The organism is Superficieibacter sp. HKU1, assembly GCF_029319185.1.
In the GTDB taxonomy this organism is placed as follows: Bacteria; Pseudomonadota; Gammaproteobacteria; order Enterobacterales; family Enterobacteriaceae; genus Superficieibacter.
Window position 1 is genome coordinate 1,632,875 of sequence record NZ_CP119754.1, and the last position, 25,222, is coordinate 1,658,096.

The following is a 25,222-nucleotide window of genomic DNA, read 5'->3' on the forward strand; positions in this document are numbered from 1 at the left end:
GGAAAAACATTTAAAATCATGTTGTTAATTAAAGGTATGATAAATCCTAAAAATCCGTCGTACAGAGTTGATCTTTTCCTGCTTCTCGGTTCAGCTTCCTGATTGACGAAATAATCAAATTAACGCTGAATAAGGTGCTTAGTGAAAAGCGACTGGAGAAGGAGAGAAGGGGATGGACGCGTTTTATTCGAGCGTTGCAGGTTGTTGGGTTCGCTGGCAGTCCCTGCCGGGAAAAGGCGAGCCGGTGGTTTTTATCCACAGTCTGGGCTGTGCGTCATCGTATGAATATCCACTCGTGGTGGCCGATGCGCAGTTTGGTGGGCGGGCCGCTATTCTGATCGATTTGCCTGGAAGTGGTTATAGTGGAAAGCCTGTGGACTTCAGCTATACCACCAGCGATCAGGCTCGCGTCATCGTGGAGTTGATTAATCATCTGAATTTGCAACGCTTTTATTTATATGGTCACAGTATGGGCGGCAGTATTGCCATCGAAGTCGCTGCGCTTATCACCGATCGTATTCTGGCGCTGGCGGTATCCGAACCAAACTTCTCTGCTGGCGGCGGCATGTTTAGCCGCCACATTGCAGCGATGCCGGAAAAGACGTTTGTGGATAAAGGGTATATTGAATTAGTAGAGGGCGAGGCGTCGCCCTGGGCCGGGTCGCTACAAAGTAACGTGCCATGGGCCGTCTGGCGTGGAGCGACGAGCCTGGTCGGGGGTGTCACTCCTTCATGGCTGGAGCGGTTTCAACACTTACGCTGCCCACACACGCTTATTGTTGGCGAAAACTCTGCGCCCGATGCGGATGTCGAAACGGTGCGGGCGATGGGGATTCCCGTGTTCACTATCGAAAATGCCGGGCACTGCATGTCGTGGGAAAACCCCCCGGCGCTGGCAAGAACGATTGCCAGCGTATTCAGTTAAATAGCTTCCAGTACGTACCGATAGCTTTCGCCCTCCGGCACAAACGCTAACCGGTGGGTGATGCATTCTGGCGCGTCTTCCGCATGGTGCGAAACGAACAGCAGTTGTGTTTCACCTTCCCCCATCAGAATATCGACAAAACGGCGAACGAGCTGGCGGTTCAGCGGATCGAGTCCCTGAAGCGGCTCGTCGAGGATCAACAGGGTCGGGTGCTTTACCAGCGCCCGCGCAATCAGCGCCAGCCGTTGTTGTCCCCAGGAAAGACTGTGGAAAGGAGCGTCGGCGGTGCGGTTATCCATGCCAAGGATATCCAGCCACTGCTGCGCCAGTTTATGTTGTCGGTCAGAAACCGCCTGATAAATGCCAATTGAATCAAAATAGCCGGAGAGGATCACGTTACGTACAGTAGTGCTAACGCGGTAATCCAGATGCAGGCTGCTGCTGACGTAGCCAATGTGCTTTTTAATATCCCAGATGGTTTCTCCGCTGCCGCGACGGCGACCAAAGAGCGTCAAATCGTTGCTGTAACCCTGGGGATGATCGCCTGTAATCAAACTCAGTAGCGTCGATTTCCCTGCGCCGTTAGGACCGATAATTTGCCAGTGCTCACCGGGTTTTACCGTCCAGCTAAGATGATTGAGAATGGGACGATCGTCATAAGAGACGACGCCATCATTGAGAATAATTCGCGGGGCGTTGGCGGCAAGCGTCAGGCGCACCGACGGCTCGTCGGGTTCGGGCAGCGTAATGTCTTTCAAACGTTCACTGTGCGCCAGCTGCCCGATCAGCGCCTGCCGCAATAAGGTTTCTTTTTCGCCGGTGTCGATCAGCGTGCGGTCAGCCAGTACGCCAGCATGCCGCACGAAATCAGGGATCTCGTCAAAGCGATTGAGGACCAGCACAATCGTATAGCCCTGCTCATTGAGCGTCGCCAGCAGCGTTGCCAGCTGTTCACGCGAAGCCACGTCCAGGCCGTCAAACGGCTCGTCAAGGATCAGCAAATCCGGCTCGGACATTAACGCCTGGCATAGCAGCGTCTTACGCGTTTCTCCAGTAGAAAGGTATTTGAAACGGCGGGTAAGTAGCGATGTGATACCAAACCAGGCGGCAAGCTGCGCGCAGCGTTCGGGATTTATGACCTCATCCTGAATAATTTCCGCGGTGGTGCGCCCGGTATCGTCTTCGCCCGGGCTCAGCAGATCGGTATTATTGCGCTGCCATTCATCGCTGACCAGCTTTTGCAACTGCTCAAAAGAAAGGCGGACAGGGCGCGAAAAACCACTCTCCCGGGTGCCTTTACCCAGTGGCAGCTCACCAGCGAGAGCTCTGGCGAGGGCCGATTTACCGCTGCCATTCGTGCCGACAAAGGCCCAGCTTTCGCCAGCGCTTAACGTCAGGTCAGGAATGGTCAGAACGCAGGTATCACTCAAATGAAACGTGCCTTGCGAAATATGCAACAATGACATTCTGTATCCCGTTTTTTGCAGTGTTTTAAACAGGGATACGATTTCCTGGACGGATTGTCAATGATTCAGCACAGCGTGGCGATAATCACCCGATCGGCATTGAAATACGCGATCACTTCGCTACCGTCTTCAAACCCGACCGCGCGATCAACAGGAAGAGTAGCGCAAAGGATTTGCCCGTCCGGGAGCGTCATCAGCACTTCGCACTGTTCATTGCCACGTTCAATATGGCTAATGACACCGGCGAGCTGGTTATCAGATTCCGCCGCCTCGGCGCGATCCTGCGTGATGTTAACCCACGGCGCTTTCAGGAGCACCAGTACCTCTTTTCCTTCATCCAGCCCAAGACGCTCGCCGCTCTGCGCCGTGATCGCCACTTTCAACCGGGTTTCGCCATCCGCCAGTAAGATGTCCACATGCTGTTGAACCCGATCGTGATCGCGTCCGGTGACGGTGCCGAACCACTGATTACGGGCGCTGGTTTGCAGCGAGAAGCGGGAGATGGCTGCCAGCAGGCTGTTCAGCGGCAGGCCGTCATCAAGGCTCAACACATCAAACGCTTTTTGCTGGATCTGCGCCAGCAGATCGTATAGTTCAATCAGCCGTTGACCGTAACGCGTGAGCAATGCGCCACCGCCGCCTTTACCACCGGTGGCTCTGTCCACCAACGGCTGCTCGCTGAGCTGATTCATTTCATTGATCGCATCCCAGGCGCTTTTGTAGCTGATGCCCGCGTCTTTAGCGCCCTGGCTGATGGAGCCAGTTTGCGCGATGTGCTTGAGCAGCGTAATGCGGCGCGGATCGGCAAAAAGACGCTGCTGGAGTTTCAGTGTGAGAAGAATTTCAGCCTGCATAACCGTGTCCTGGCAAAAAGGGTATTGTGACGCAAATGGGTGTGGACGCCAACTTGTTCTGTAGGTGCAGGAAACATGATACTGGAGATATTATCTGATTAAGATCATTTATTAATTTATAAAAAAGAGCAAAATCAGAGTCGGTAATACGTTTTACTATTTAATTTATTGAGATTTTGTATGAATGAGATTAAAACAACGTCAGGCAGTACCACTCTTCAGGAAAATTATGTTGTTCATCAAAAAATAACACGTCCTGTGAAGATTTTTCTCCTTTTTTGGGTAGATGAAGATGATAAGGCGCGAGATATGTTTGCAGAATCAGCGCAACAAGGATGAAAAACATTAAAAACTCGCTTTGGTACGATGAAAGCGTTCATAAAGTGCATTGCCCCCCTGTTCAATCAATTGGAGAAATAGCAAATGTTATCACGTCATGGGTCAATAAATATGGTGGAAAGCAAAAAGCCAAGGTGCAAGAAATAGGAGTTTTTTCTCATGCTGCGACGGATGGTCCTATTTCTGTTTATACCGCTAATAACCCTCCGGTATCAGATTGCGACTGTCAGTTAGCTATCAAAGACGGTTGGGATAAAATTGATTTCAATTGGGCGCATGAAAAGCCTATGTGTGTTTTTTATGGATGTAATTCAGGGTGGATAGATGGTTTCTCACAAAAAATTTCTGCATTAGGTAATTTTAGAAACGTAACTGTTTGGGGACAAAGTAAATCAACTTTCCCATCATTCTTACCTAATAAGCGAGTCACTGTCCTTGAAAGGACAGCTGGCTTTGGATGGGATTTAGGACCAACTTATATGGTGGGAGGTAAGGAATCGCAGGGGCTATTAGCCATGACATCAGGTTTAGAGCCTGATGCTGAACCCCTTAACTTTTTTTATAATGGACAATATAAAGGATCCAGCCATCAGGGAGTATTTAATGATCATCAAAAAAAATAGTTTGATTTTCTCACTACTTTTTCTTACATGTTCTTGCGATGAGATTATTAGGCGTGATGAACCTTGTTTTGACGTTTACGGAGATTACTCCATACTGAAAGACATTACCATTAATTTAAAAGTGGACGTAAATAATGGGGGTAATACCTCTGAGATGAAGACATTGTTAAATAAAGGGGCAGCTTATCCAGTTTGTTTCCATTTAAAAGATGTTGTTCATTATACCGTGTATTTCTCATATAAAGATAAAATTAATTCTTTAAGTTTTGATGCTATCATTCCAAAGTTAATTATTAAAAATAGAAATGCTCAGGTTCTTTATGTATATAAAGAGGGCGAGGCAGTACATATGAAATATTATGGAGCATGGGATGATATTCGCAAAGAACACTCTATTTTTAAAGATAAAGTAGCGGTAACAAGAGAAGAGTATTTAAAAAACCATAAGGTAGATAACAACACCAGTGAACTTGATTTTATAAATAATTTCTATGGTTTCTTTGGGTGATTATTTTCTTGTAAACTAAATGCGATATGGTAAATTATTTATCAATACGATAAGAATCATTCGATTTTGATGCGTCTGCAATCATCAATCATTTATGGACATTATAGGTGAAGTGTAAGCAACTTCCTGCGTAAGATGCGAAGCGTTTTTGTACACCGCACAAATCGGCAGTGCTTTTCGCCGAAATCCGGTTAGAATAGCCTTATTCACAATGTCTGGAGTTCACCATGTTAGAGTTGTTGAAAAGCCTGGTTTTTGCCGTAATCATGGTCCCGGTGGTGATGGCTGTCATCCTGGGGTTAATCTATGGCCTCGGTGAAGTGTTTAACATTTTCTCCGGGGTAGGTCATAAAGACCGCTCCGAACAACGCCGCTGATTCCCCAAACGCCCGTGCTCAACGGGCGTTTTGCTCTTAAGTTTTCCTCTTTATTGCCGATAGACTACCCATTGCGCGGTAGCAATTAACGCTGGGAAAAATCTGAGCTTGTCGTTATATTATTGCATATATAACGACACTCACAGGAGTTAAAGATGGCACGTACATGGGTACGCTTGTTTGCAGGGGCAACATTAACGCTGACCGTCGCCGGGCATGCGCTGGCAGATGAAAGCAAAATTACCGTTTTTGCGGCCGCGTCGCTGACCAATGCGATGCAGGACATTGCTAAAGAATACAAAAAAGAGAAAAACGTCGACGTCGTTTCCTCTTTTGCCTCTTCGTCTACGCTGGCACGGCAGATTGAAGCCGGTGCGCCGGCGGATCTGTTTATTTCTGCCGATCAGAAATGGATGGATTACGCGGTAGATAAAAAAGCTATCGACACCGCCAGCCGCGAAACGCTGCTGGGTAACAGCCTGGTTGTCGTCGCACCAAAAGCCAGCAAACTGGACAAGGTCACGATTGACGCTAAAACCGACTGGACGCGCCTGCTGGACGGCGGTCGCCTGGCGGTTGGCGATCCGGACCACGTTCCGGCAGGCATTTATGCCAAAGAAGCGCTGCAAAAATTAGGCGCATGGGAGACGCTTTCTCCGAAACTGGCTCCGGCGGAAGACGTTCGCGGCGCGCTGGCGCTGGTGGAACGCAATGAGGCCCCGCTGGGCATCGTCTACGGCTCCGATGCTGTCGCCAGCAAGGGTGTGAAAGTGGTCGGTACCTTCCCGGAAGATTCCCATCAGAAAGTGGAGTACCCGATGGCCATTATCGACGGGCATAAAAATGCCACCGTCAGCGCGTTTTACGACTATCTGAAAGGACCGCAGGCGTCTGCGATTTTCAAACGTTACGGATTCACCACTCGCTAATGATACTGACCGATCCCGAATGGCAGGCCGTGCTGCTGAGCCTTAAAGTGTCTTCTCTGGCAGTCATCTTCAGTTTGCCCTTTGGGATCTTCTTCGCCTGGTTGCTGGTGAGACGCCATTTTCCAGGCAAAGCGCTGCTGGATAGCCTGCTCCATCTGCCGCTGGTATTGCCGCCGGTGGTGGTGGGGTATTTGCTGCTGGTGTCGATGGGACGCCGTGGGGCGATCGGCGCGTGGCTTTACGACTGGTTCGGCATCACGCTGGCGTTCAGCTGGCGCGGAGCGGTGCTGGCCGCGGCGGTGATGTCGTTCCCGCTGATGGTGCGCGCCATCCGGCTGGCGCTGGAAGGGGTGGACGTCAAACTGGAGCAGGCAGCCTGTACCCTTGGCGCAGGACGTTTTCGTGTTTTCTTTACTATCACGCTGCCGCTGATGCTGCCGGGGATTATCGCCGGGACGGTGCTGGCGTTTGCCCGTTCGCTGGGTGAATTTGGCGCGACCATTACCTTCGTGTCTAACATTCCCGGCGAGACGCGCACCATTCCTTCGGCGATGTATACCCTGATCCAGATGCCCGGTGGCGAAAGCGCTGCCGCCCGCCTGTGCGTGATTTCTATCGTGCTGGCGATGGTTTCGCTGCTCATTTCTGAATGGCTGGCGCGCATCAGCCGCGCGCGGACGGGGAAATAACCATGCTGGAACTTCACTTTACCCAGACGCTCGGCAGCCACTGTCTCTCCATCAACGAAACGCTGCCTGCCAGCGGCATCACGGCGATTTTCGGCGTCTCCGGCGCGGGTAAAACCTCGCTTATCAACGCCATTAGCGGCCTGACGCGTCCGGAGCAGGGGCGTATCGTATTAAACAATCGTGTGCTCAGCGACGCGGATAAGCGTCTTTTCCTGTCGCCGGATAAGCGCCGCGTAGGCTACGTTTTTCAGGATGCCCGCCTGTTTCCGCATTATAAGGTACGCGGGAACCTGCGTTACGGGATGGCAAAAAGCATGGCCGGGCAATTCGATAAGCTGGTGGCGCTGTTGGGTATTGAGCCGCTACTCGATCGCCTGCCGGGAAGCTTGTCCGGCGGTGAAAAACAGCGGGTAGCGATTGGCCGTGCGTTATTAACCGCCCCGGAGTTGCTGTTGCTCGACGAGCCGCTGGCCTCGCTGGATATTCCCCGCAAGCGCGAACTGCTGCCTTATCTGCAACGACTGGCGCGGGAGATCAACATTCCGATGCTGTACGTCAGTCATTCGCTGGATGAAATTCTGCATCTGGCGGATAACGTGCTGGTGCTGGAAGGGGGGCAGGTGAAAGCCTTTGGCCCACTGGAGGAGGTCTGGGGCAGCAGCGTGATGCATCCCTGGCTACCGCAGGATCAGCAGAGCAGCATCCTGAAGGTCAGCGTACTGGAACATCATCCGCACTATGCGATGACCGCCCTGGCGCTTGGCGATCAGCATCTGTGGGTCAACAAAATTGACCGTCCGGTGCAGTCGGCGCTGCGGATACGTATTCAGGCCTCGGACGTGTCGCTGGTACTCCAGCCGCCACAGCAGACCAGTATTCGTAATATTCTGCGCGCGAAAGTGGCGCAGTGCCTGGACGATAACGGTCAGGTTGAAGTGCAGCTGGAAATTGGCAGCCGCACGCTGTGGGCGCGGATCAGCCCGTGGGCCAGGGATGAACTTGGCATCAAACCTGGCCTGTGGCTGTACGCCCAAATCAAAAGCGTGTCGATAACCGCCTGATCACAACAGGTGCGAGTAGATAAACTGCGCGATGCTGTCCTCGGTGTTTTCGCCAATCACCACATTGGCTCGCGCTTTCACTTCTTCAACCGCATTCCCCATCGCCACGCCGGTGCCTGCGGCTTCCAGCATACTGATGTCGTTCTGGTTATCGCCAAAGGCCACCACGTCCTTCATGGACCAGCCCTGCGACTCAACCCATTGCGTCAGACGCTTGCCTTTGCTGTTACCGTGACGTGCCACGTCCACCTGATCCTGCCAGGACCATTCGCACTCAAGCGCCAGCGTCTCGCCCACGTTAAGGGCGAAATCCTGAAGCTTGCTGATGTTCTCGTCGGTCAGGGCAAACTTCCACACCGCGTTGACGTCCTGCGCCGCCTGGCTCAGTGAATCTACCTGCGTGAAGACGGGGCGTTGCGCTTCCGGTAGCGTTTGCGCCCATTTGCTCATACGGATGACGTGCCCGGTCGGACGCTCATACAGCATGGCATCGTCCACATACATCAGCCCGTGGATATTGTAGTCATTCAGCATTTCAATTAGTTGCAGCGCCTCAGGCACCGGCATTGGATCGGCGGTCAGAACTTTTTTTGCATGGTAATCATACAAATAAGTACCATTACAACAGATAGCAGGTGTATCTAACGCCAGTGCCTGATAAAAAGGATGAATGGCAACATGATGTCGCCCGGTCACAATAATCAGTTGATAGCCTGCCTCTTTGGCACGCATGAGGGCTTCAACGGATGAGGGAAGAAAGGTTTTTTGCGGGGTCAGCAGGGTGCCGTCTAAATCCAGGGCGATAACGCGCGTGGTCATTCGTTTTTCCTGTCACAGAGTGAATATAATAGCGTTGTGCGATGGTACACCGCAGTGCGGACAGGACAAATAAATTCAGCATTTACGGTCAAAAAAGACTATCCTGGTTATTTACTTCCACTCTGTTGTAAGGAAAGGAGTATTCATGAAACAAACCGTTTATACCGCCAGCCCGGAAAGCCAGCAAATCCATGTCTGGAGCCTTAATTCAGAAGGATCGCTGACACTGGTTCAGGTTGTTGACGTGCCGGGTCAGGTGCAGCCGATGGTCGTCAGCCCGGATAAACGCTACCTGTATGTTGGCGTGCGTCCCGAGTTTCGCGTGCTGGCCTATCGGATTGCGCCGGACAACGGCGCGCTCACTTTTGCGGCAGAAGCGCCGCTGCCGGGCAGCCCGACCCATATTTCTACCGATCGTAGCGGACGCTTTATTTTCAGTGCATCCTACAATGCGGGCAACGTTGGCGTGGTGCGCGTGCAGGACGGCTTGCCGGTCGAAACGGTTGACGTAGTGGAAGGGCTGGAAGGGTGCCATTCCGCGAATATCTCCCCGGACAACCGCACGTTGTGGGTGCCCGCGCTGAAGCAGGATCGTATCTGCCTGTTTACCCTTAGCGATGACGGTAAACTGGTCGCGCAAACGCCGGAAGAGGTGAAAACGGTGGAAGGCGCGGGGCCGCGACATATGGCGTTCCATCCGAACCAGCAGTACGCCTATTGTGTGAATGAGCTGAACAGTTCGGTCGACGTATGGGATCTCAGCAATGCTCACGATCAGGTAGAGTGCATTCAGACGCTGGATATGATGCCTGCCGGTTTTGCCGATACGCGCTGGGCAGCGGATATTCACATCACGCCGGATGGCCGCCATCTGTACACCTGCGACCGCACCTCAAGTACCCTCACTATCTTCAGCGTCTCCGAAGATGGCAGCGTGCTGGCGGTGGAAGGTCATCAGCCGACTGAAACGCAGCCGCGCGGCTTTAACGTCGATCATAGTAATCGCTATCTCGTTGCCGCCGGGCAGAAATCCCATCATATCGCCCTGTATGAAATTCAGGGCAAGCAGGGACTGCTGGAAGAGAAAGGCCGCTACGCGGTAGGCCAGGGGCCGATGTGGGTGGTGATTAACGCTTACTGATAGCCAAAAAAAACCTCGCGATAGCGAGGTTTGACGTTAATGATAGATCTGGTTTTTGCTATTGTGTACGCTGTTTTGCCGGGTGGCGGCTTCGCCTTACCCGGCCTACAAAACCATCAACATCAATAACTTATGCGTAACCCGTAGGCCTGTGCAAGCGAAGCGCCGCCAGGCATAATGCCACGTTATAACGTTTGTCAGCAGTCAAAGGGGGATTTATTCCCCCTTTTTGCTGTTCAGATTTTACTACTTCGCCTGCCCGACAACCTGGCTACCCACGCCGCGGTTATTAAATTCCCACATGCGGTTAAACTGGGTGTCGTTCAGGTCACGCTGGATTTGACCTTTCTCATCCTGCGCACCGGTATTGCCGCTGAACGGACGTTTGGACATGGCGGCATCGGCCCATGGTTTTTCCATGTTAAAGCCCTGGTTAATCACACTGTCACGGATCACCACCTGGCCGTTGACGTTACCGTCGACATCCAGCGAGCGTCCGAGCTGCGCCACGCCGTCACCAGCAGCGGTAAAGCGGCTGTTGGTCGCGAGGAAACCATAATAGACATTGGACAGCGTTGCCGGGGCGAATACGTAGCCTTCCTGCTGGGTGCGGGAATTCACGATGCGGAAGTCGGTGTTATCAAACACCACCGCGCCGCGGCCGGACACCAGATCGACATCGCCTTCAACATAGCTATTCGTGACCAGCGTGCGGGTCTGGCGATCGTTTTGCAGCACGTTCTGCACGCCACTGTTGGTCACAAAAAAGGTGTTCTGACGACCCAGAATGTTGACGTTGTTAATCTGTACCTGATCGCCATCGCTGCGCAGGGCAACGGCCTGATGGGTACCCGCATCAACGCTGTCGCCAAGGTTGTTTTCGATAGTCAGGTTCTGCAATTGCAGGCCATTATTTTGTGACCATACGACTGCAGAACACATTACGCCAACGGTGGCGGCGCGTTTGCTCTGGCATTTGTCAAACATATACCACGCTGGTTTACCCGGCATATATTTGCCTGATGGATTGACCAGTCGACGCCAGCTTGTCGGATCGATTTCGGAATCAATCGCGGCGCTGATTTTCACGTCGATGGCTTTATCGCCGGTGCCGTACAGGGTCAGGCTGCCGGAGGCGATGGGCACATAGACGGTGCCTTCATACTCACCCGGCATAATGGCGATGTATTGACGCTTACTGGTATGACGCGTGATGGCCGCGTCCACGGCTGCCTGAATGGTGGTATGCGTCACGCCTGCCGTTCCGGCGGGTCCAACCACGAAATCGGGCTGCGCGAGAAGGTTAATCGCCGAAGGTTTCCACGGCGCGGCGTTCGGGTTCAGTGACAGAAAATAATGATCGGCGGTGAAGTTTTTAGCTTCCCCGGCCGTCAGGATGGGACGCGCTGTAGTGCCGGGCGCAACCTGGGAGGACGGCTGTTGATCGGCGGGCGTTGAGCTACAGGCGGTCAGCGTCGCGCCCACAAGCAGTGCCAGAGTCAGGCGAGAAACCGAAAATGTGTTCAAGAGGATGCTCCAGACTTTTCATCGTTAAAGGGTCTTTAAAGCCTGCTGTTTTATACTAAGTTGAGCGAAACGGGAAGCCAAATTACGCAAAAGACACAACGAAACGTATTGATTTACAAAGGCGGGGGATCCCCGCCTAAAGGAGGTGCACCATCACGGGTGTAACGACAGCCCTTTAATCACTTTATCGACGGCCTTTTTCGGGCCGCGCAGGGCAAGACCGACCAGATTCATCGCATCGGCATCTTCTTGCAGGAACACCGCGCGATTATCCCCGTCGTTGCCCGTAGCGAACATTGCCTGCACGTAAGGCACTATTGTTAATTCGCGCTCAAGACCTTTGCGATGCGTACGCTGGAGATCGTCGAGCCCACCGGCAAAAATCAGCATCGGCTGGCCCGAAATGCGTGAATATTGCCGGCCCACGGCATCGATATAATGCTCACCAAGCACTTCAGGCGCGGCAGAAACAATACCGGTTGCCAGAAAAGCAACAACGTTCAGCCGCTGCCAGCTCTCCAGGTCGTCGCGTACCACCAGGGCAATTTTTGTGTCAAACATGCGTATTACTTCTCCATCAGCACTGAAAAGCCCATCATCAAAGAAAGCGTGTCAGCGGGATAGAACGTTTGTGCTCTGTTGTTGAAAGGCGGCGGGAGACATCCGGTACGCGCGCTGGAACCACCTTCCCAGATGGCTTTGATCGGCAAAACCGACCTGAGCGGCGACCTGCGCAGGCTCTTGTCCATGCGCCAGTAATGCTCTGGCGCTGCGTAGTCGCAGCCTGACAAGATACGCATGTGGCGTTTGACCAAAGGCTTTGGAAAACTGTCTACTCAGGCGAAAACGATCGATACCCGCGAGGCGGGATAATTCATCAAGGCCAATATCTTCCGCCATCCGCTCATGCAAAATCTCCCGGATCCGCTGCATGTGCAGTAGCGTATCGCTTTTTTGCGACGGTGAAGCGACCTTGATATGGCGGGTGAGTAAACCAAGAAGCCGATCCATGCTCTGATCGCGCGCCAGTTTGCCCTCCTGATGGTGGAAAGCAAAAAAGGTCTGCTGGATGGCACAGAAAAGCGTGACGTCGTCAGTCAGGGTATGGCGAAAGGCCGCCTCGATCAGCGAAATAGTGGCCAGCCCGCGCTGCGCGAGCTGGGTGGAGACCCAGGCTTGCGGCAGGTAAAGCATGGAGTAGGTAAAACCGTCGGTGTCCGGAGCGTGCCCGTCGTGAACCGCCCCGGGTTCAATCAAAATGGCGCGGCCGGGACTGCTGGTATGAAGCGCACGGTGGCAGCGAAAACGCTGCACACCCTGCTGGGTAAAACCCACCAGCACTTCATCGTGGTCGTGCGGATCGTAGGCGTGACCGGTGAAATGAGCGCTCACGCTTTCGATGCCGCTTTCACCCTCGCGGCGGAAATCAAGCCAGTCGCCGCTTTTTTCACCGTTCATATCAGACGATCAGATATACCACGTCGTCAGCGAGGCGCTGCCGAGGGTATGAAAATGCACGTTAAAACCCACCATCGCCCCGCTGGCACCTTCGTCAACGTCAATACGTTCAACGTTCAGCGCGTGAACGGTGAAGATATAGCGATGCGATTCGCCCTTCGGCGGTGCGGCGCCATCATAGCCCGTTTTGCCAAAGTCGGTACGGGTCTGGATCGCGCCTTCCGGCAGAGGAACCAGATCGGAGCCGGAACCCTGAGGCAGTACGCGGGTATCCGCTGGCAGGTTAGCAACCACCCAGTGCCACCAGCCGGAGCCTGTTGGAGCATCGGGATCGTAGCAGGTAACAACGAAGCTTTTGGTTCCCGCCGGGACGTCATCCCAGGCGAGGTGGGGAGAAATATTATCCCCTTCATAGCCCATGCCGTTAAAGACATAGCGATTATGTAATTTGTCACCATCCTGGAAGTCTTTACTGATTAACTTCATATACATCTCCTTCAGGTTAATCCACGGTCGATCACAGGAGTGTAGCCCGAGCGGACGAGCATCGCAGTACCTTATTCACTAAAAAGTGTTTCATCCTGCACCGCCAGATTGACCGCACGCGTCAGCTGTGACAGCTGCTCCGATTTAATCGGATAGGGCGGCATCAGGTAGATAAGTCTGCCAAAAGGCCGGATCCACACGTTTTGCGCGACGAAAAAGCGCTGTAGCGCCGCCATGTTTACCGGGCGGGTGGTTTCCACTACGCCAATCGCTCCCAGCACGCGCACATCGGCGACCAGCGCGGACTCACGGGCGGGAGCCAGTTCCTGCTTCAACTGGGCTTCAATCGCCGCCACCTGCGTCTGCCAGCGATTTTCCTCCAGCAGCGCCAGACTTTCCGCTGCCACCGCACAGGCCAGCGGATTACCCATAAAGGTCGGGCCGTGCATGAAGCATCCCGCGTCGCCGTTGCTGATGGTCTCCGCCACATCGCGTGTAGTGAGTGCGGCGGAGAGCGTCATGGTGCCGCCGGTTAATGCTTTTCCGAGGCAAAGAATATCAGCGGTGATGCCCGCATGTTCACAGGCGAACAGTTTACCGGTACGGCCAAAGCCGGTGGCGATCTCATCGGCGATCAGCAGAATACCCTCCCGGTCGCACATCTTGCGGATACGTCGCAGCCACTCAGGATGATACATCCGCATTCCTCCCGCGCCCTGCACGACAGGTTCGAGGATCACCGCCGCGATTTCATGGCGATGCGCCGCCATCAGGCGGGCAAAGGCCACCATATCGTGCTCATCCCACTCGCCATCGAAACGGCTTTGCGGGGCCGGGGCGAACAGATGCTGCGGCAGATAACCCTGCCACAGGCTGTGCATTGAGTTATCCGGATCGCAAACCGACATCGCGCCAAAGGTATCGCCGTGGTAGCCGTTACGGAAAGTCAGAAAACGCTGACGCGGTTCGCCTTTGGCCTGCCAGTATTGCAGCGCCATTTTCATCGCGACTTCCACCGCCACCGAGCCGGAATCCGCCAGAAACACGCACTCCAGCGGCTCAGGGGTCATCGCCACCAGCTTGCGGCACAGCGCCACCGCGGAAGGGTGGGTGATGCCGCCAAACATCACGTGCGATACCTGGTCGATCTGCGCCTTCATCGCCGCGTTCAGGCGCGGATGATTGTAGCCGTGGATCGCCGCCCACCATGACGACATGCCATCCACCAGTTGCTCACCGCTGGCGAGCTGGAGTTCACAGCCCTGCGCGCTCACCACCGGGTAAACCGGCAGGGGCGAGGTCATGGAAGTATAAGGGTGCCAGATATGGCGTTTATCGAAGGCGAGATCGTCCGGGGTCATAATCGACTTGTAAACCATTTTGAAAAGTTTTAGGTTTACGAGTCTACACCGAAGCAGAAATTAACTAAACCCTTTGGAGAGGCCCGATGGCTCACCACCCACGCTGGACAATGTCGCACGTCACCGAACTTTTTAATAAACCGCTGCTGGATCTGCTGTTCGACGCGCAGCAAATTCACCGCCAGCATTTTGATCCGCAGCAGGTGCAGGTAAGCACGCTGCTGTCGATCAAGACCGGGGCCTGCCCGGAAGACTGTAAGTACTGTCCGCAAAGCTCCCGCTATAAAACCGGCCTCGAAACTGAGCGGCTGATGGAAGTGGAGCAGGTCCTGGACTCTGCGCGCAAAGCAAAGCTCGCGGGCTCCACCCGTTTCTGCATGGGCGCGGCGTGGAAAAACCCGCACGAGCGCGATATGCCGTACCTGGAGCAGATGGTGCAGGGCGTTAAAGCAATGGGCCTTGAAGCCTGCATGACCCTCGGCACCCTGGATGAAACGCAGGCGCAGCGTCTGGCCTCGGCGGGGCTGGATTATTACAACCACAACCTCGATACCTCGCCGGAGTTCTACGGCAATATCATCACTACCCGCACCTATCAGGAGCGTCTCGACACGCTGGATAAGGTCCGCGAGGCCGGGATAAAAGTGTGCTCCGGCGGCATCGTCGGTCTGGGCGAAACGGTGAAAGATCGCGCCGGGCTGCTGATGCAACTGGCAAATCTGCCGACGCCGCCGGAAAGTGTGCCGATTAACATGCTGGTGAAAGTCAAAGGCACGCCGCTGGCCGATAACGAGGATGTGGATGCCTTCGACTTTATCCGCACCATCGCGGTCGCACGCATTATGATGCCGACCTCCTACGTTCGTCTCTCCGCCGGGCGCGAGCAGATGAACGAGCAAACCCAGGCGATGTGCTTTATGGCCGGGGCGAACTCGATTTTCTACGGCTGCAAACTGCTGACCACGCCAAATCCGGAAGAAGATAAGGATCTGCAGCTGTTCCGCAAGCTTGGGCTGAACCCGCAGCAGACTCTGGTTCAGGAAGGGGATAACGAGCAGCAGGAGCGGCTTGAGCAGGTACTGCGCACGCCGGATACTGACACGTACTATAACGCGGCAACGGTATGAGCTGGCAGCAACGAATTGATTCTGCCTTAGCGGCACGCCGCGCAACCCGCACCCTGCGACGCCGACAAGTGGTGGAGCAGGGCGCGGGCCGCTGGCTTACTGCGCAGGACAAACGGTATCTCAATTTTTCCAGCAATGATTATCTGGGCCTGAGCCAGCATCCGCAGGTGGTAGCCGCCTGGCAACAAGGTGCGGCGCGCTTTGGCGTTGGCAGCGGTGGATCGGGCCACGTCAGCGGCTACAGCTGTGCGCACCAGCAGCTTGAAGAGGATCTGGCGCAGTGGCTGGGCTACCCGCGCGCGTTATTATTTATCTCCGGATTTGCCGCCAATCAGGCGGTGATTACCGCGCTTGCTGCGAAAGACGATCGCATTGTCGCCGACCGTCTGAGTCACGCCTCGCTGCTGGAAGCCGCCAGCCTCAGCCCGGCGCAGCTACGCCGTTTCGCCCATAACGATCCGGCGCAGTTGCAGACGCTACTGGCAAAACCCGTTGGCGGGCAGCAACTGGTGGTTACGGAAGGTATTTTCAGCATGGACGGCGACAGCGCGCCGCTGGCTGAAATCGACCGCGTCACCCGCGCCGCCGGGGCCTGGTTGCTGGTGGACGACGCTCACGGCATCGGCGTCAGCGGTAGCGGTGGACGCGGCAGTTGCCATGCACAACAGGTACAGCCGGATCTGCTTATCATCACCTTTGGCAAAGGCTTCGGCGTGAGCGGCGCGGCGGTGCTGTGCAGTGAACCGGTGGCGGAGTATTTAGTGCAGTTTGCCCGCCATCTTATCTACAGCACCTCCATGCCGCCAGCCCAGGCGGCGGCATTGCAGGCTTCGCTGGACGTTATTCGTGGCGATGAGGGCCAGCAGCGGCGCGACAAGCTCCAGCAGCATATCGCGCTGTTTCGTCGCGGCGCGGCGGCGCTGACGATGGCGATGACGGATTCCGTCAGCGCCATTCAGCCGCTGATTGTCGGCGATAACGCCCGCGCCCTGTGGATGGCGGAGACACTGCGCGAGCACGGGTGCTGGGTCACGGCTATCCGTCCGCCTACGGTGCCTGAGGGGACGGCGCGCTTGCGCTTAACGCTGACGGCGGCGCACGAAACCGATGATATCACCCGCTTACTGGAGGTGCTGGATGCCGCCAGTTGATAAACAGGCGGTGGCTGCCGCCTTTGGTCGCGCTGCGTCGGTCTATTTGCAGCATGACGATCTTCAGCGTCAGAGCGCCGCCGCGCTGCTGGCCGGGCTTCTTACACGTGCTTTCCCGCGCGTACTGGATGCCGGATGTGGGCCGGGCGGGATGAGCCGTTACTGGCGCGAGCAGGGCAGCCACGTCACCGCACTGGATCTGTCGCCGCAGATGCTGGGCGAAGCACAACGTCAGGACGCCGCGCATCACTACCTGCTGGCGGATATTGAAGCCATTCCGCTGGCAGACGCGCAGTTCGATCTTGTCTGGAGCAACCTGGCCGTACAGTGGTGTGAAAATTTACAGGCTGCGCTCCGCCAGCTTTACCGCATAACCCAGCCTGGCGGCCAGGTAGCATTCACCACCCTGATGGCCGGATCGCTCCCCGAAGTCGCGCAGGCGTGGCAGGCGGTGGATGGGCGGGCGCACGTTAACCGCTTTTTACCTCCTGAGGCTATCCATCACGCGCTGTCCGGCTGGCGCTATCGCTCTTACGAGCAGTCAATCAGCCTGCGCTTTCCCGATGCGCTTAGCGCCATGCGCTCGCTGAAAGGAACCGGCGCCACGCATTTGCATGAAGGGCGGACGCCTCGCCCGCTGACCCGCAGCCAGTTGCGCCAGCTTCAGCTGGCATGGCCACAGCAGCAGGGACATTGCCCGCTGACCTATCATCTTTTTGCAGGAATTATTGAACGTGACTAACCGTTTTTTTGTCACCGGCACCGACACTGAAGTCGGCAAAACCGTCGCCAGCTGCGCGCTGCTCCAGGCCGCCAGCCGCCAGGGACTCATTACTGCGGGCTATAAGCCGGTTGCCTCAGGCAGCGAGTCCACCGCCGAAGGGCTGCGCAACAGCGATGCGCTGGCGCTTCAGCGCAACAGCAGCCTGCCGCTGGGCTATCATCAGGTTAACCCGTATACTTTCGCTGAGCCGACCTCGCCGCATATTGTCAGCGCCGATGATAAACGCCCCATCGACGCGGCGGTACTCTCAGCGGGCCTGAGGCAGCTTGAGGCGCTGGCGGAATGGGTGCTGGTGGAAGGCGCCGGGGGCTGGTTTACGCCGCTTTCTCCGACCCTCACTTTTGCCGACTGGGTAATCACGGAAAAACTGCCGGTGATCCTGGTGGTAGGCATCAAACTGGGCTGCATTAACCATGCCATGCTCACCGCGCAGGCCGTTCAGCAGGCCGGATTAACGCTTGCAGGCTGGGTGGCGAATGACATCACGCCGCCCGGCCGTCGTCATCAGGAATATCTCGCCACGCTCAGGCGGGTATTACCCGCGCCCATGTTAGGCGAGATCCCATGGATCGAAGACGCTGTGGAAGCGTCCGATTCCGGTCAGTATCTCGATCTTAGCCTCCTGGCATTGGGGTCATCCACTGAGAGAGTAGCTGCTGGTCAAGCTGGTTAACCTGTCCCTGCGCGACGTTGCGGCCCTGATGGAGTAGCAAGAAGCAATCTGAAACGTGATGGATAAACGACAAATGCTGCTCTGCCAGCAGGATAGTTAACCCCAGTTCGCGTTTCAGACGCAGGATAATCTCGCCCAGCTTGTGTAAAAAAGCCTGACCCGCGCCGCGCGTCGGCTCATCCAGGATCAACAGGCGAGGGCGGCTGACCAGCGCGTTCGCCAGCGCCAGCTGGTACTGATTCTCGCCTGACAGCGTTGCCGCTTTCACCTGACGCAGAGCGCTAAGCTCCGGAAACAGATCGTAAATCCCGCTGTTCACCGCGCCGTCGCCGCTGGCGGCGCGGGCGATATGCACATTCTCCTCTACCGTCAACTGCGAAAAAATTCGCCTTTCCTGCGGCACATAGCCGATCCCCAGCGCGATCCGGTTTGGCGCAGACAGCGGCAGCAAATCGCAGGGCGGGGCATCGTTGCCATGCCAGAAAATAGTGCCACTCTCGATCGGCACGATGCCGGTGATGCAGTTAATGAGTGTGGTCTTGCCCATCCCCGGTAGCCCGACGACGCTGGTACATTTTCCCGGCTGGAGTTCAAGCGTAATATTCCACAGCGTGTGCTGGCTTCCATAAAATTGATTTACAGCGCGCAGACTCAACATCGGTAGCTCCTCAATTCAGTTCGTGCGTTTCGACCATGAGATACTGCAAAAGGCTTGCCAGAGACTGTGGTCGTCCCGAAAAAGGCACTTATTTCGGATAGCGCTGAGCAAGCGGAGGAAAATAATGCGCATTTGGTCAGAGGCATGCACTTTGTCGGTGCCAGCGGCAGAGTATAGTGGTGCAATGACCGGCGGTGCGACGATCCCTTCCCAGCGTGCTTAAGCTGATTAAAGACAAAAAATAGTGGGAAATATTTTTTATGATCGCGTTTTGCCAGCGGCTTCGTTTTTTGCCAGAGAGCGGTGGCTAAGGGCTGGAGTGAGTTATCCACTATTCCTGTGGATAACCTTGTGTATTAGAGTTAGAAAAGACGTGGTAAACGAGAGAATACGCGGCCTGCGAATGAATTGACGGCAAACGCGTCTTTTATGATATATTATTTATATTCAACGAGTTAGATAAAAGCAACTGCTGCAAGAAAAGTGTCATCTGCTGCCATAAAATCGTCATGACATTGCTTGACAAAGTTAAAAAGCGAAATTTTCTGGGGATAACCTCTTTCAGCTGGCATTTTCGCTGCCGGGCGCTACGCTTTTGCTGATGTTTGTGGGGACAATAAGGCGGTATTTTACGCTTACTGTTTTTTTATCCAGTATAAACTGTTGGCAAAATCGCCACCTACGGGTAAAATTATGCCCCTGCCCGCTTATTCCTTTCAGGTAGCCATTAATGAGTAAACCGTTAAAACTGAATTCCGCATTCCGTCCATCTGGCGATCAGCCGGAGGCGATTCGTCGTCTGAAAGAAGGTCTTGAAGATGGCCTGGCCCATCAGACGCTTCTTGGCGTAACGGGGTCAGGGAAGACGTTTACCATCGCCAATGTTATCGCCGATCTCCAGCGTCCGACCATGGTGCTGGCACCGAATAAAACCCTGGCAGCACAGCTGTATGGCGAAATGAAGGAATTCTTTCCTGATAATGCCGTGGAGTATTTCGTCTCCTACTACGACTATTATCAGCCGGAAGCCTACGTTCCCAGTTCAGATACGTTTATTGAGAAAGACGCGTCGGTTAACGAACACATTGAACAGATGCGTCTGTCGGCGACTAAAGCGCTGCTGGAGCGTCGTGACGTGGTGGTGGTGGCCTCCGTATCGGCCATTTACGGCCTGGGCGATCCGGACCTGTATCTGAAAATGATGCTTCACCTGACCATCGGCATGATCATTAACCAGCGTGATATTCTGCGTCGTCTGGCGGAGTTACAGTACACCCGTAACGATCAGGCGTTCCAGCGCGGGACGTTTCGCGTGCGGGGTGAGGTCATCGATATCTTTCCGGCGGAATCGGACGACGTGGCGCTGCGTGTCGAGCTGTTTGACGAAGAAGTGGAACGTCTGTCGCTGTTCGATCCGCTTACCGGGCATATTGAATCGACAATCCAGCGTTTTACCGTCTATCCCAAAACGCACTACGTGACGCCGCGCGAGCGTATTGTGCAGGCAATGGAAGACATTAAAGGCGAACTGGCCGACCGGCGCAGGACGCTGATGGCCAACAATAAGCTATTAGAAGAGCAGCGTATCACCCAGCGCACGCAGTTCGATCTCGAAATGATGAACGAGCTGGGCTACTGCTCAGGTATCGAGAACTACTCGCGCTACCTTTCCGGTCGTGGGCCGGGTGAAGCGCCGCCGACCCTGTTTGACTATCTGCCCGCTGATGGTCTGCTGGTGGTGGACGAATCCCACGTTACCATCCCACAAATTGGGGGGATGTATCGCGGCGACCGGGCGCGTAAAGAGACCCTGGTCGAGTACGGTTTCCGCCTGCCTTCCGCGCTGGATAACCGTCCGATGAAATTTGAAGAGTTTGAGGCGCTGGCCCCACAAACCATCTACGTCTCTGCGACGCCGGGCAAATACGAGCTGGAAAAATCCGGCGATGAAATCGTAGACCAGGTCGTGCGTCCTACCGGTCTGCTGGACCCGATTATTGAAGTGCGTCCGGTAGCTACGCAGGTGGATGATTTGCTCTCTGAAATTCGCAAACGTGTAGCCATTAACGAGCGCGTGCTGGCCACCACGCTGACCAAGCGGATGGCAGAAGATCTCACCGAATATCTGGACGAGCACGGGGAGCGGGTGCGCTACCTTCACTCAGACATCGACACCGTCGAACGTATGGAGATTATCCGCGACCTGCGCCTCGGCAAATTTGATGTACTGGTCGGGATCAACCTGCTGCGAGAAGGGCTCGATATGCCTGAGGTGTCGCTGGTCGCCATCCTCGACGCAGACAAAGAGGGCTTCCTGCGTTCGGAAAGGTCGCTGATCCAGACTATCGGGCGTGCGGCGCGTAACATCAACGGTAAAGCGATCCTTTACGGCGATAAAATCACCCCGTCGATGGAAAAAGCCATCAGCGAAACCGAGCGTCGTCGCGAGAAACAGCAGCAGTACAATGAAGAACACGGCATCGTGCCGCAGGGTCTGAACAAGAAAGTGGTCGATATTCTGGCGCTGGGTGAAAACATTGCGAAGACTAAAGCCAAAGGCCGTGGTAAAGCGCGTCACCCGGTGGAGGAAGATGCAGCAATGCCGCTGACGCCGAAAGCACTGCAGCAAAAAATTCACGAGCTGGAAGCGAAGATGATGCAGCACGCCAGAGATCTGGAGTTTGAGGAAGCCGCGCAGGTTCGCGACCAGCTACACCAGTTGCGCGATCTGTTTATTGCCGCCTCGTAGGCCGGATAAGGCGAAGCCACCATCCGGCATTATGGGACACCGGGGCTAAACGTATTACCCGCGTAACGGTCTGAATGTCACCCAGGCCCGCGCGCCCGGCTGCGACTGGCGATTGTGCAAAAAGAACTGTGCGTCGTGCAGCTGGGCAATACGCGTAACAATGCTTAACCCAAGGCCAATACCGCCATACCGGCTGTCCATTCGCACAAACGCCTTGCTCAGCTCGCCGCTTTTCGACTCGTCAATCCCCGGACCTTCGTCTTCAACCACCAGCCCAGGCTCGTTGCCGGCCTCAATCTTTACGGCGATCACCGAGCCGACAGGGCTGTAACGATAGGCATTTTCCACCAGATTTCTGAGCAGCACGCGCAACAGCGTGGCGTCGCCCAACACCGCGACCGGGCTTTCTACCGGCAATGTCAGATACTGATGACGCTGCGAGAGCATCGTTTCAAGCTCACCCTGAAGCGGCAGCACCACATCGTGGTAGAGATTAACCTGCTGATAGCTCCCGGCAGAAAAGGATTGTCCCACCCGTGCAAGCTGCAGAAGCTGGGCAATACTGGTGGTCATTTGATCGAGGCGTTGCAAAAGCGGTTCAACATTGGCCGTGCCCGCCCGACCAATCAACTCAAGGTGCAGACGTAAACCTGCCAGCGGCGTACGCAGTTCGTGGGCGACGTCGGCGGTAAACAGCCGCTCGCGCTCAAGCGTCACGGTAAGCCGCGAAACCAGCTGGTTGATGGCGGAGGTCACGGCTTCCACTTCGCTGACGGAGGCATTAACAGCAATCGGCTCAAGATTATCGGGCGTGCGGGTACCCAGTTCACGCTGCAATTCCGCCAGCGGCCGGGTGATCTTTTTTACCGCGTGGTAACTGATTACCAGCGCCAGGCCAATAATCAGCAGGCTCGGTACCAGCAGACTGGCAACCGCTTCACGCACCTCGTGCTCAATATGCTTGCTGTTATTGTGATTATGGATCGCGCTCTCAACCAGCAACTGGATCTGTTCTTTACTCTCATGCCACAGCCAAAAAACGCTGAAAACCTGACACACCACAAGGATTACGCCGATGGTGAGCAGCAGCTGGCTGCGCATCGTGGTTTTTCGTCCCTTAAAAATGACCATTATTTATCGGGTCCCACCATCATATAGCCGAAGCCGCGCACCGTGCGAATACGCGTTTTGCCGATCTTTTCACGTAAATTATGAATATGTACCTCCAGCGTATTGGTCGAGGGTTCGTTTTCCCAGCTATAAATATCGTTGTAAAGAATTTCACGATGTACCGGGCTACCCGCTTTCAGCATCAGCCTTGAGAGAAGGGCATACTCTTTCGGCGTAAGCTCCAGCAATTGTCCTTCCAGCCAGACCTGACGGCGGGTGACATTGAGCGTCAGATTGTCGATCGTCAGTTCGCTGTCACCCTGGTTATGATGGCGGCGCAGCAGCGCGCGGATGCGCGCATTTAACTCATCCAGCGCAAAAGGCTTGATTAAATAATCGTCCGCCCCGGTATCCAGCCCGGCGATGCGATCGCCGACGGTATCGCGCGCGGTGAGGATCAGTACCGGCTGGGTGAACTTATCGCGTCGCAGACTGGACAACAGCTGTAAGCCGTCCTGATCGGGCAAGCCCAGATCCAGCACCACCAGGCTGTAATGAGCGTTGGCCAGGCAAATTTTTGCATCGTGGGCGGTTGCCACGCCATCGCAGACATATCCTTCGTTTTGCATGGCAAGAATCAATCCCTGTAACAGTAAAGCATCATCCTCAATAACTAATATTTTCACTTAGTTAGCTCCTTTACATGACAATAAAATATCATCTTTTCCCTGATAGACCTGCGTAGCGACGCCCACCATCCCAAGCATAGTGGAGAAAAGATTATCCTGTGAGTACGCCTGAGTGTCAGCCCTTTTTTGCAGGCACTGCTGGCTCACGTGATAGCGTTTCTGATAATCATCGGAGAGCCACATCAGCATCGGAATATGGGTTTGCATCTGTGGGGCGATTGACCAGGGCAGCCCATGTAAATAGACCCCGTCTTCCCCCAGTGATTCGCCGTGATCCGACAGATATACCAGGCTGGTGGTAAACCTGTCCTGCTTGCTTCGTAGCAGCGCAATCGCTTTATCGACGACATAATCCACATACAAAATCGTGTTATCGTACGTATTGACCAGCTGCTCCTGACTACAGGTTTGAATCTCATTCGTATCGCAGGTCGGGGTAAATTTCCGGAACTGTGGCGGATAACGGTTGTAATAGGTGGGGCCGTGGCTGCCTATCGTGTGCAGAACAATCACGCCATCCCCCTGAAGCGTATCGATATAATGGCTTAAACCCTCGAACAATACGTCATCGTAGCATTCGCCGTTAATACACTGCCCCGGCAGTTTCAGACGCGTCATATCCTGGGTTGGCACCCGCTCGCAGGCTCCTTTACACCCGCCGTCATTTTCGTTCCACAGGACCTTTATTCCGGCGCGCTGAATAACGTCCAGCAGGCCTTCCTGATGGTGTGCCAGTTGCGCGTCATAATGCTGGCGCGGCATATCAGAGAACATGCAGGGAACGGACACGGCAGTTGCGGTGCCGCAGGAGGTGGTGTGCGGGAAATAGATAACGTTATCGTTCTTCAGGCGCGGATTGGTCTCCCGCGCGTAGCCGCCGAGGGAAAAGTTTGCCGCGCGGGACGTTTCGCCGACGATGAGGATTGTCAGGTTTTTACGCGGACCCTGCGCTATTTGCGGCGCCTGACGGGCATCTTCGCCAATCCGCACCAGCGGTAAATTATCCATGCGGTTATGGATGTACCAGGACCAGCTGGCAACGATGCTGTTGGACGGATTAAGCGATTTCACCAGCTCTTTATTGTTGCGAAACAAAGAGGCGTAATCTTTATAAAACAGTAGTGCGACCAGCACGATAGCGAGGCCGGAAAGCGCTATGCTCGCCCCCTGAACCATCATGCCGCGCGTTAACGTAGCGGGATAGCGAATTCTGACCCACCAGGCAAGTCCTGCCATCAGCACGCCGGAGAACAGCAGCGACAGCACCAGCCGGGAAGAGAGCAGGGCAAAGCTTTCAGCGGGCGTAGTATCCAGGATGTTATCGATCATCGAGCGATCCATAACGATGGAAAAGTTAAGAATAAAATATTGCACCGCCGCGCCGAGCAAAACGAAAAGGCTGATAACCAGCCGGTGCAGGCGTATCAGCGACGCCAGCGTCAGCAGAATATTGATGGCGGCAAACGCCACGACGGGCATAGAGATAAACACCAGCGCTGAATGCACAGAATTCACCGGCAGCCGGTTAAACGCCTGATGCCAGAAGGCGATATTTAAAAAAAGTGCGATATAGAGCGCAAAAAGAACCAGAAACGTCAGCAGACCGAGGGTCGGTCTGCGCAGATGAAACGCCCGCATGATGTGATCTCGCCAGAAAAGGGATCGGCATCGTGGCAGAGAAGGTTTAAGCCAACCTTAAGATGAAAATAAAGGGCTGA

General features: G+C 54.8%; 26 protein-coding genes. 14 read left to right on the forward strand and 12 right to left on the reverse strand.

The window, feature by feature from the left end; all coding sequences use genetic code 11:
- Positions 1 to 172 precede the first annotated feature (172 nt).
- Positions 173 to 925 carry an alpha/beta hydrolase gene (locus P0H77_RS07850; protein ID WP_276164322.1) on the forward strand — a complete coding sequence of 251 codons (753 nt, stop codon included), beginning with the start codon at positions 173 to 175 and terminating at the stop codon, positions 923 to 925.
- Here the strand turns inward: P0H77_RS07850 and modF are convergent.
- Complete coding sequence (gene modF / locus P0H77_RS07855) at positions 922 to 2,391, reverse strand: molybdate ABC transporter ATP-binding protein ModF (RefSeq protein WP_276164323.1); 1,470 nt, start codon at positions 2,389 to 2,391, stop codon at positions 922 to 924. The two genes, P0H77_RS07850 and modF, sit on opposite strands and share 4 nt — an antisense overlap.
- Before the next feature lie 65 nt (positions 2,392 to 2,456).
- Positions 2,457 to 3,245, reverse strand: coding sequence for a molybdenum-dependent transcriptional regulator (modE, locus tag P0H77_RS07860; RefSeq protein WP_276164324.1), 789 nt, complete (start codon positions 3,243 to 3,245; stop codon positions 2,457 to 2,459).
- A gap of 180 nt (positions 3,246 to 3,425) precedes the next feature.
- On the opposite strand from modE, the gene P0H77_RS07865 reads away from it, so the two are divergent.
- The 7 genes from P0H77_RS07865 to modC all read left to right on the forward strand — a co-directional run bounded on the left by P0H77_RS07865 (position 3,426) and on the right by modC (position 7,771).
- Positions 3,426 to 3,584, forward strand: coding sequence for a hypothetical protein (locus P0H77_RS07865; protein WP_276164325.1), 159 nt, complete (start codon positions 3,426 to 3,428; stop codon positions 3,582 to 3,584).
- Positions 3,581 to 4,207 carry a hypothetical protein gene (locus P0H77_RS07870; RefSeq protein ID WP_276164326.1) on the forward strand — a complete coding sequence of 209 codons (627 nt, stop codon included), beginning with the start codon at positions 3,581 to 3,583 and terminating at the stop codon, positions 4,205 to 4,207. The genes P0H77_RS07865 and P0H77_RS07870 overlap by 4 nt, the downstream gene beginning before the upstream one ends.
- Positions 4,188 to 4,715: a hypothetical protein gene (locus P0H77_RS07875; RefSeq protein ID WP_276164327.1), complete on the forward strand. Its 528-nt coding sequence runs from the start codon at positions 4,188 to 4,190 to the stop codon at positions 4,713 to 4,715. Before P0H77_RS07870 ends, P0H77_RS07875 begins: the two co-directional genes overlap by 20 nt.
- Positions 4,716 to 4,942: 227 nt before the next feature.
- Positions 4,943 to 5,092, forward strand: a complete 150-nt coding sequence (locus P0H77_RS07880) for an AcrZ family multidrug efflux pump-associated protein (protein WP_176920497.1) — start codon at positions 4,943 to 4,945, stop codon at positions 5,090 to 5,092.
- Between the two features lie 155 nt (positions 5,093 to 5,247).
- On the forward strand, positions 5,248 to 6,021 hold the full coding sequence (gene modA, locus P0H77_RS07885) for a molybdate ABC transporter substrate-binding protein (RefSeq protein WP_276164328.1): 774 nt from the start codon (positions 5,248 to 5,250) through the stop codon (positions 6,019 to 6,021).
- Entirely contained in the window at positions 6,021 to 6,710 is a 690-nt protein-coding gene (gene modB / locus P0H77_RS07890) for a molybdate ABC transporter permease subunit (RefSeq protein WP_276164329.1), read from the forward strand. Before modA ends, modB begins: the two co-directional genes overlap by 1 nt.
- A 2-nt stretch (positions 6,711 to 6,712) precedes the next feature.
- A complete protein-coding gene (gene modC, locus P0H77_RS07895) occupies positions 6,713 to 7,771 on the forward strand; it encodes a molybdenum ABC transporter ATP-binding protein ModC (RefSeq protein ID WP_276164330.1) in 1,059 nt (352 codons plus the stop codon).
- Here modC and P0H77_RS07900 read toward each other — a convergent pair whose 3' ends face one another.
- Positions 7,772 to 8,590, reverse strand: coding sequence for a pyridoxal phosphatase (locus P0H77_RS07900; RefSeq protein ID WP_276164331.1), 819 nt, complete (start codon positions 8,588 to 8,590; stop codon positions 7,772 to 7,774).
- A gap of 145 nt (positions 8,591 to 8,735) precedes the next feature.
- Here P0H77_RS07900 and pgl point away from each other — a divergent pair, with 145 nt between their 5' ends.
- Positions 8,736 to 9,731, forward strand: a complete 996-nt coding sequence (gene pgl, locus P0H77_RS07905) for a 6-phosphogluconolactonase (RefSeq protein WP_276164332.1) — start codon at positions 8,736 to 8,738, stop codon at positions 9,729 to 9,731.
- A 246-nt stretch (positions 9,732 to 9,977) separates the two neighbouring features.
- Here pgl and P0H77_RS07910 read toward each other — a convergent pair whose 3' ends face one another.
- From P0H77_RS07910 to bioA, 5 genes are all read right to left on the reverse strand, one after another.
- Positions 9,978 to 11,258 (reverse strand): putative acyl-CoA thioester hydrolase, encoded by a 1,281-nt coding sequence (locus P0H77_RS07910; RefSeq protein ID WP_276164333.1) that lies wholly within the window; start codon positions 11,256 to 11,258, stop codon positions 9,978 to 9,980.
- A 153-nt stretch (positions 11,259 to 11,411) separates the two neighbouring features.
- The gene (locus P0H77_RS07915; RefSeq protein WP_276164334.1) at positions 11,412 to 11,819 is read right to left on the reverse strand and encodes a DUF2000 domain-containing protein; all 408 of its coding nucleotides are present in this window, start codon (positions 11,817 to 11,819) and stop codon (positions 11,412 to 11,414) included.
- A gap of 51 nt (positions 11,820 to 11,870) precedes the next feature.
- Positions 11,871 to 12,716, reverse strand: coding sequence for an AraC family transcriptional regulator (locus tag P0H77_RS07920; protein WP_276164335.1), 846 nt, complete (start codon positions 12,714 to 12,716; stop codon positions 11,871 to 11,873).
- A gap of 9 nt (positions 12,717 to 12,725) precedes the next feature.
- Positions 12,726 to 13,202 (reverse strand): kinase inhibitor, encoded by a 477-nt coding sequence (locus P0H77_RS07925; protein WP_276164336.1) that lies wholly within the window; start codon positions 13,200 to 13,202, stop codon positions 12,726 to 12,728.
- Positions 13,203 to 13,273: 71 nt separating this feature from the next.
- A complete protein-coding gene (gene bioA / locus P0H77_RS07930; protein WP_276165076.1) occupies positions 13,274 to 14,563 on the reverse strand; it encodes an adenosylmethionine--8-amino-7-oxononanoate transaminase in 1,290 nt (429 codons plus the stop codon).
- Positions 14,564 to 14,649: 86 nt separating this feature from the next.
- On the opposite strand from bioA, the gene bioB reads away from it, so the two are divergent.
- Genes bioB through bioD form a run of 4 tightly spaced genes read left to right on the forward strand, consistent with a single transcriptional unit; the run spans position 14,650 to position 18,298 of the window.
- Positions 14,650 to 15,690 (forward strand): biotin synthase BioB, encoded by a 1,041-nt coding sequence (gene bioB, locus P0H77_RS07935; protein ID WP_276164337.1) that lies wholly within the window; start codon positions 14,650 to 14,652, stop codon positions 15,688 to 15,690.
- A complete protein-coding gene (gene bioF, locus P0H77_RS07940) occupies positions 15,687 to 16,841 on the forward strand; it encodes an 8-amino-7-oxononanoate synthase (RefSeq protein WP_276164338.1) in 1,155 nt (384 codons plus the stop codon). Before bioB ends, bioF begins: the two co-directional genes overlap by 4 nt.
- Complete coding sequence (gene bioC, locus P0H77_RS07945; protein WP_276164339.1) at positions 16,828 to 17,583, forward strand: malonyl-ACP O-methyltransferase BioC; 756 nt, start codon at positions 16,828 to 16,830, stop codon at positions 17,581 to 17,583. Before bioF ends, bioC begins: the two co-directional genes overlap by 14 nt.
- Positions 17,576 to 18,298 carry a dethiobiotin synthase gene (bioD, locus tag P0H77_RS07950; RefSeq protein WP_276164340.1) on the forward strand — a complete coding sequence of 241 codons (723 nt, stop codon included), beginning with the start codon at positions 17,576 to 17,578 and terminating at the stop codon, positions 18,296 to 18,298. Before bioC ends, bioD begins: the two co-directional genes overlap by 8 nt.
- On the opposite strand, the gene P0H77_RS07955 is transcribed toward bioD, so the two are convergent.
- The gene (locus P0H77_RS07955; RefSeq protein WP_276164341.1) at positions 18,240 to 18,956 is read right to left on the reverse strand and encodes an ATP-binding cassette domain-containing protein; all 717 of its coding nucleotides are present in this window, start codon (positions 18,954 to 18,956) and stop codon (positions 18,240 to 18,242) included. The genes bioD and P0H77_RS07955 overlap by 59 nt on opposite strands.
- A 730-nt stretch (positions 18,957 to 19,686) precedes the next feature.
- Between P0H77_RS07955 and uvrB the strand changes: the two genes are divergently transcribed.
- Complete coding sequence (gene uvrB / locus P0H77_RS07960; RefSeq protein ID WP_276164342.1) at positions 19,687 to 21,705, forward strand: excinuclease ABC subunit UvrB; 2,019 nt, start codon at positions 19,687 to 19,689, stop codon at positions 21,703 to 21,705.
- A 54-nt stretch (positions 21,706 to 21,759) separates the two neighbouring features.
- On the opposite strand, the gene pmrB is transcribed toward uvrB, so the two are convergent.
- The 3 genes from pmrB to eptA are packed head-to-tail and all read right to left on the reverse strand — an operon-like array spanning position 21,760 to position 25,142.
- Positions 21,760 to 22,836: a two-component system sensor histidine kinase PmrB gene (gene pmrB, locus P0H77_RS07965; RefSeq protein WP_276164343.1), complete on the reverse strand. Its 1,077-nt coding sequence runs from the start codon at positions 22,834 to 22,836 to the stop codon at positions 21,760 to 21,762.
- Positions 22,836 to 23,501, reverse strand: a complete 666-nt coding sequence (gene pmrA / locus P0H77_RS07970; RefSeq protein WP_276164344.1) for a two-component system response regulator PmrA — start codon at positions 23,499 to 23,501, stop codon at positions 22,836 to 22,838. The genes pmrB and pmrA overlap by 1 nt, the downstream gene beginning before the upstream one ends.
- Entirely contained in the window at positions 23,502 to 25,142 is a 1,641-nt protein-coding gene (gene eptA, locus P0H77_RS07975) for a phosphoethanolamine transferase EptA (RefSeq protein ID WP_276164345.1), read from the reverse strand.
- Between the last annotated feature and the right edge of the window lie 80 nt (positions 25,143 to 25,222).

What these genes read in the sequence shown, in the direction of transcription:
- P0H77_RS07850 (WP_276164322.1), top strand. Translation starts at nt 173, where the DNA reads ATGGACGCGTTTTATTCGAGCGTTGCAGGTTGTTGGGTTCGCTGGCAG.
- modF (WP_276164323.1), bottom strand. Translation starts at nt 2,391, where the DNA reads ATGTCATTGTTGCATATTTCGCAAGGCACGTTTCATTTGAGTGATACC.
- modE (WP_276164324.1), bottom strand. Translation starts at nt 3,245, where the DNA reads ATGCAGGCTGAAATTCTTCTCACACTGAAACTCCAGCAGCGTCTTTTT.
- P0H77_RS07865 (WP_276164325.1), top strand. Translation starts at nt 3,426, where the DNA reads ATGAATGAGATTAAAACAACGTCAGGCAGTACCACTCTTCAGGAAAAT.
- P0H77_RS07870 (WP_276164326.1), top strand. Translation starts at nt 3,581, where the DNA reads ATGAAAAACATTAAAAACTCGCTTTGGTACGATGAAAGCGTTCATAAA.
- P0H77_RS07875 (WP_276164327.1), top strand. Translation starts at nt 4,188, where the DNA reads ATGATCATCAAAAAAAATAGTTTGATTTTCTCACTACTTTTTCTTACA.
- P0H77_RS07880 (WP_176920497.1), top strand. Translation starts at nt 4,943, where the DNA reads ATGTTAGAGTTGTTGAAAAGCCTGGTTTTTGCCGTAATCATGGTCCCG.
- modA (WP_276164328.1), top strand. Translation starts at nt 5,248, where the DNA reads ATGGCACGTACATGGGTACGCTTGTTTGCAGGGGCAACATTAACGCTG.
- modB (WP_276164329.1), top strand. Translation starts at nt 6,021, where the DNA reads ATGATACTGACCGATCCCGAATGGCAGGCCGTGCTGCTGAGCCTTAAA.
- modC (WP_276164330.1), top strand. Translation starts at nt 6,713, where the DNA reads ATGCTGGAACTTCACTTTACCCAGACGCTCGGCAGCCACTGTCTCTCC.
- P0H77_RS07900 (WP_276164331.1), bottom strand. Translation starts at nt 8,590, where the DNA reads ATGACCACGCGCGTTATCGCCCTGGATTTAGACGGCACCCTGCTGACC.
- pgl (WP_276164332.1), top strand. Translation starts at nt 8,736, where the DNA reads ATGAAACAAACCGTTTATACCGCCAGCCCGGAAAGCCAGCAAATCCAT.
- P0H77_RS07915 (WP_276164334.1), bottom strand. Translation starts at nt 11,819, where the DNA reads ATGTTTGACACAAAAATTGCCCTGGTGGTACGCGACGACCTGGAGAGC.
- P0H77_RS07920 (WP_276164335.1), bottom strand. Translation starts at nt 12,716, where the DNA reads ATGAACGGTGAAAAAAGCGGCGACTGGCTTGATTTCCGCCGCGAGGGT.
- P0H77_RS07925 (WP_276164336.1), bottom strand. Translation starts at nt 13,202, where the DNA reads ATGAAGTTAATCAGTAAAGACTTCCAGGATGGTGACAAATTACATAAT.
- bioA (WP_276165076.1), bottom strand. Translation starts at nt 14,563, where the DNA reads ATGACCCCGGACGATCTCGCCTTCGATAAACGCCATATCTGGCACCCT.
- bioB (WP_276164337.1), top strand. Translation starts at nt 14,650, where the DNA reads ATGGCTCACCACCCACGCTGGACAATGTCGCACGTCACCGAACTTTTT.
- bioF (WP_276164338.1), top strand. Translation starts at nt 15,687, where the DNA reads ATGAGCTGGCAGCAACGAATTGATTCTGCCTTAGCGGCACGCCGCGCA.
- bioC (WP_276164339.1), top strand. Translation starts at nt 16,828, where the DNA reads ATGCCGCCAGTTGATAAACAGGCGGTGGCTGCCGCCTTTGGTCGCGCT.
- P0H77_RS07955 (WP_276164341.1), bottom strand. Translation starts at nt 18,956, where the DNA reads ATGTTGAGTCTGCGCGCTGTAAATCAATTTTATGGAAGCCAGCACACG.
- uvrB (WP_276164342.1), top strand. Translation starts at nt 19,687, where the DNA reads ATGAGTAAACCGTTAAAACTGAATTCCGCATTCCGTCCATCTGGCGAT.
- pmrB (WP_276164343.1), bottom strand. Translation starts at nt 22,836, where the DNA reads ATGGTCATTTTTAAGGGACGAAAAACCACGATGCGCAGCCAGCTGCTG.
- eptA (WP_276164345.1), bottom strand. Translation starts at nt 25,142, where the DNA reads ATGCGGGCGTTTCATCTGCGCAGACCGACCCTCGGTCTGCTGACGTTT.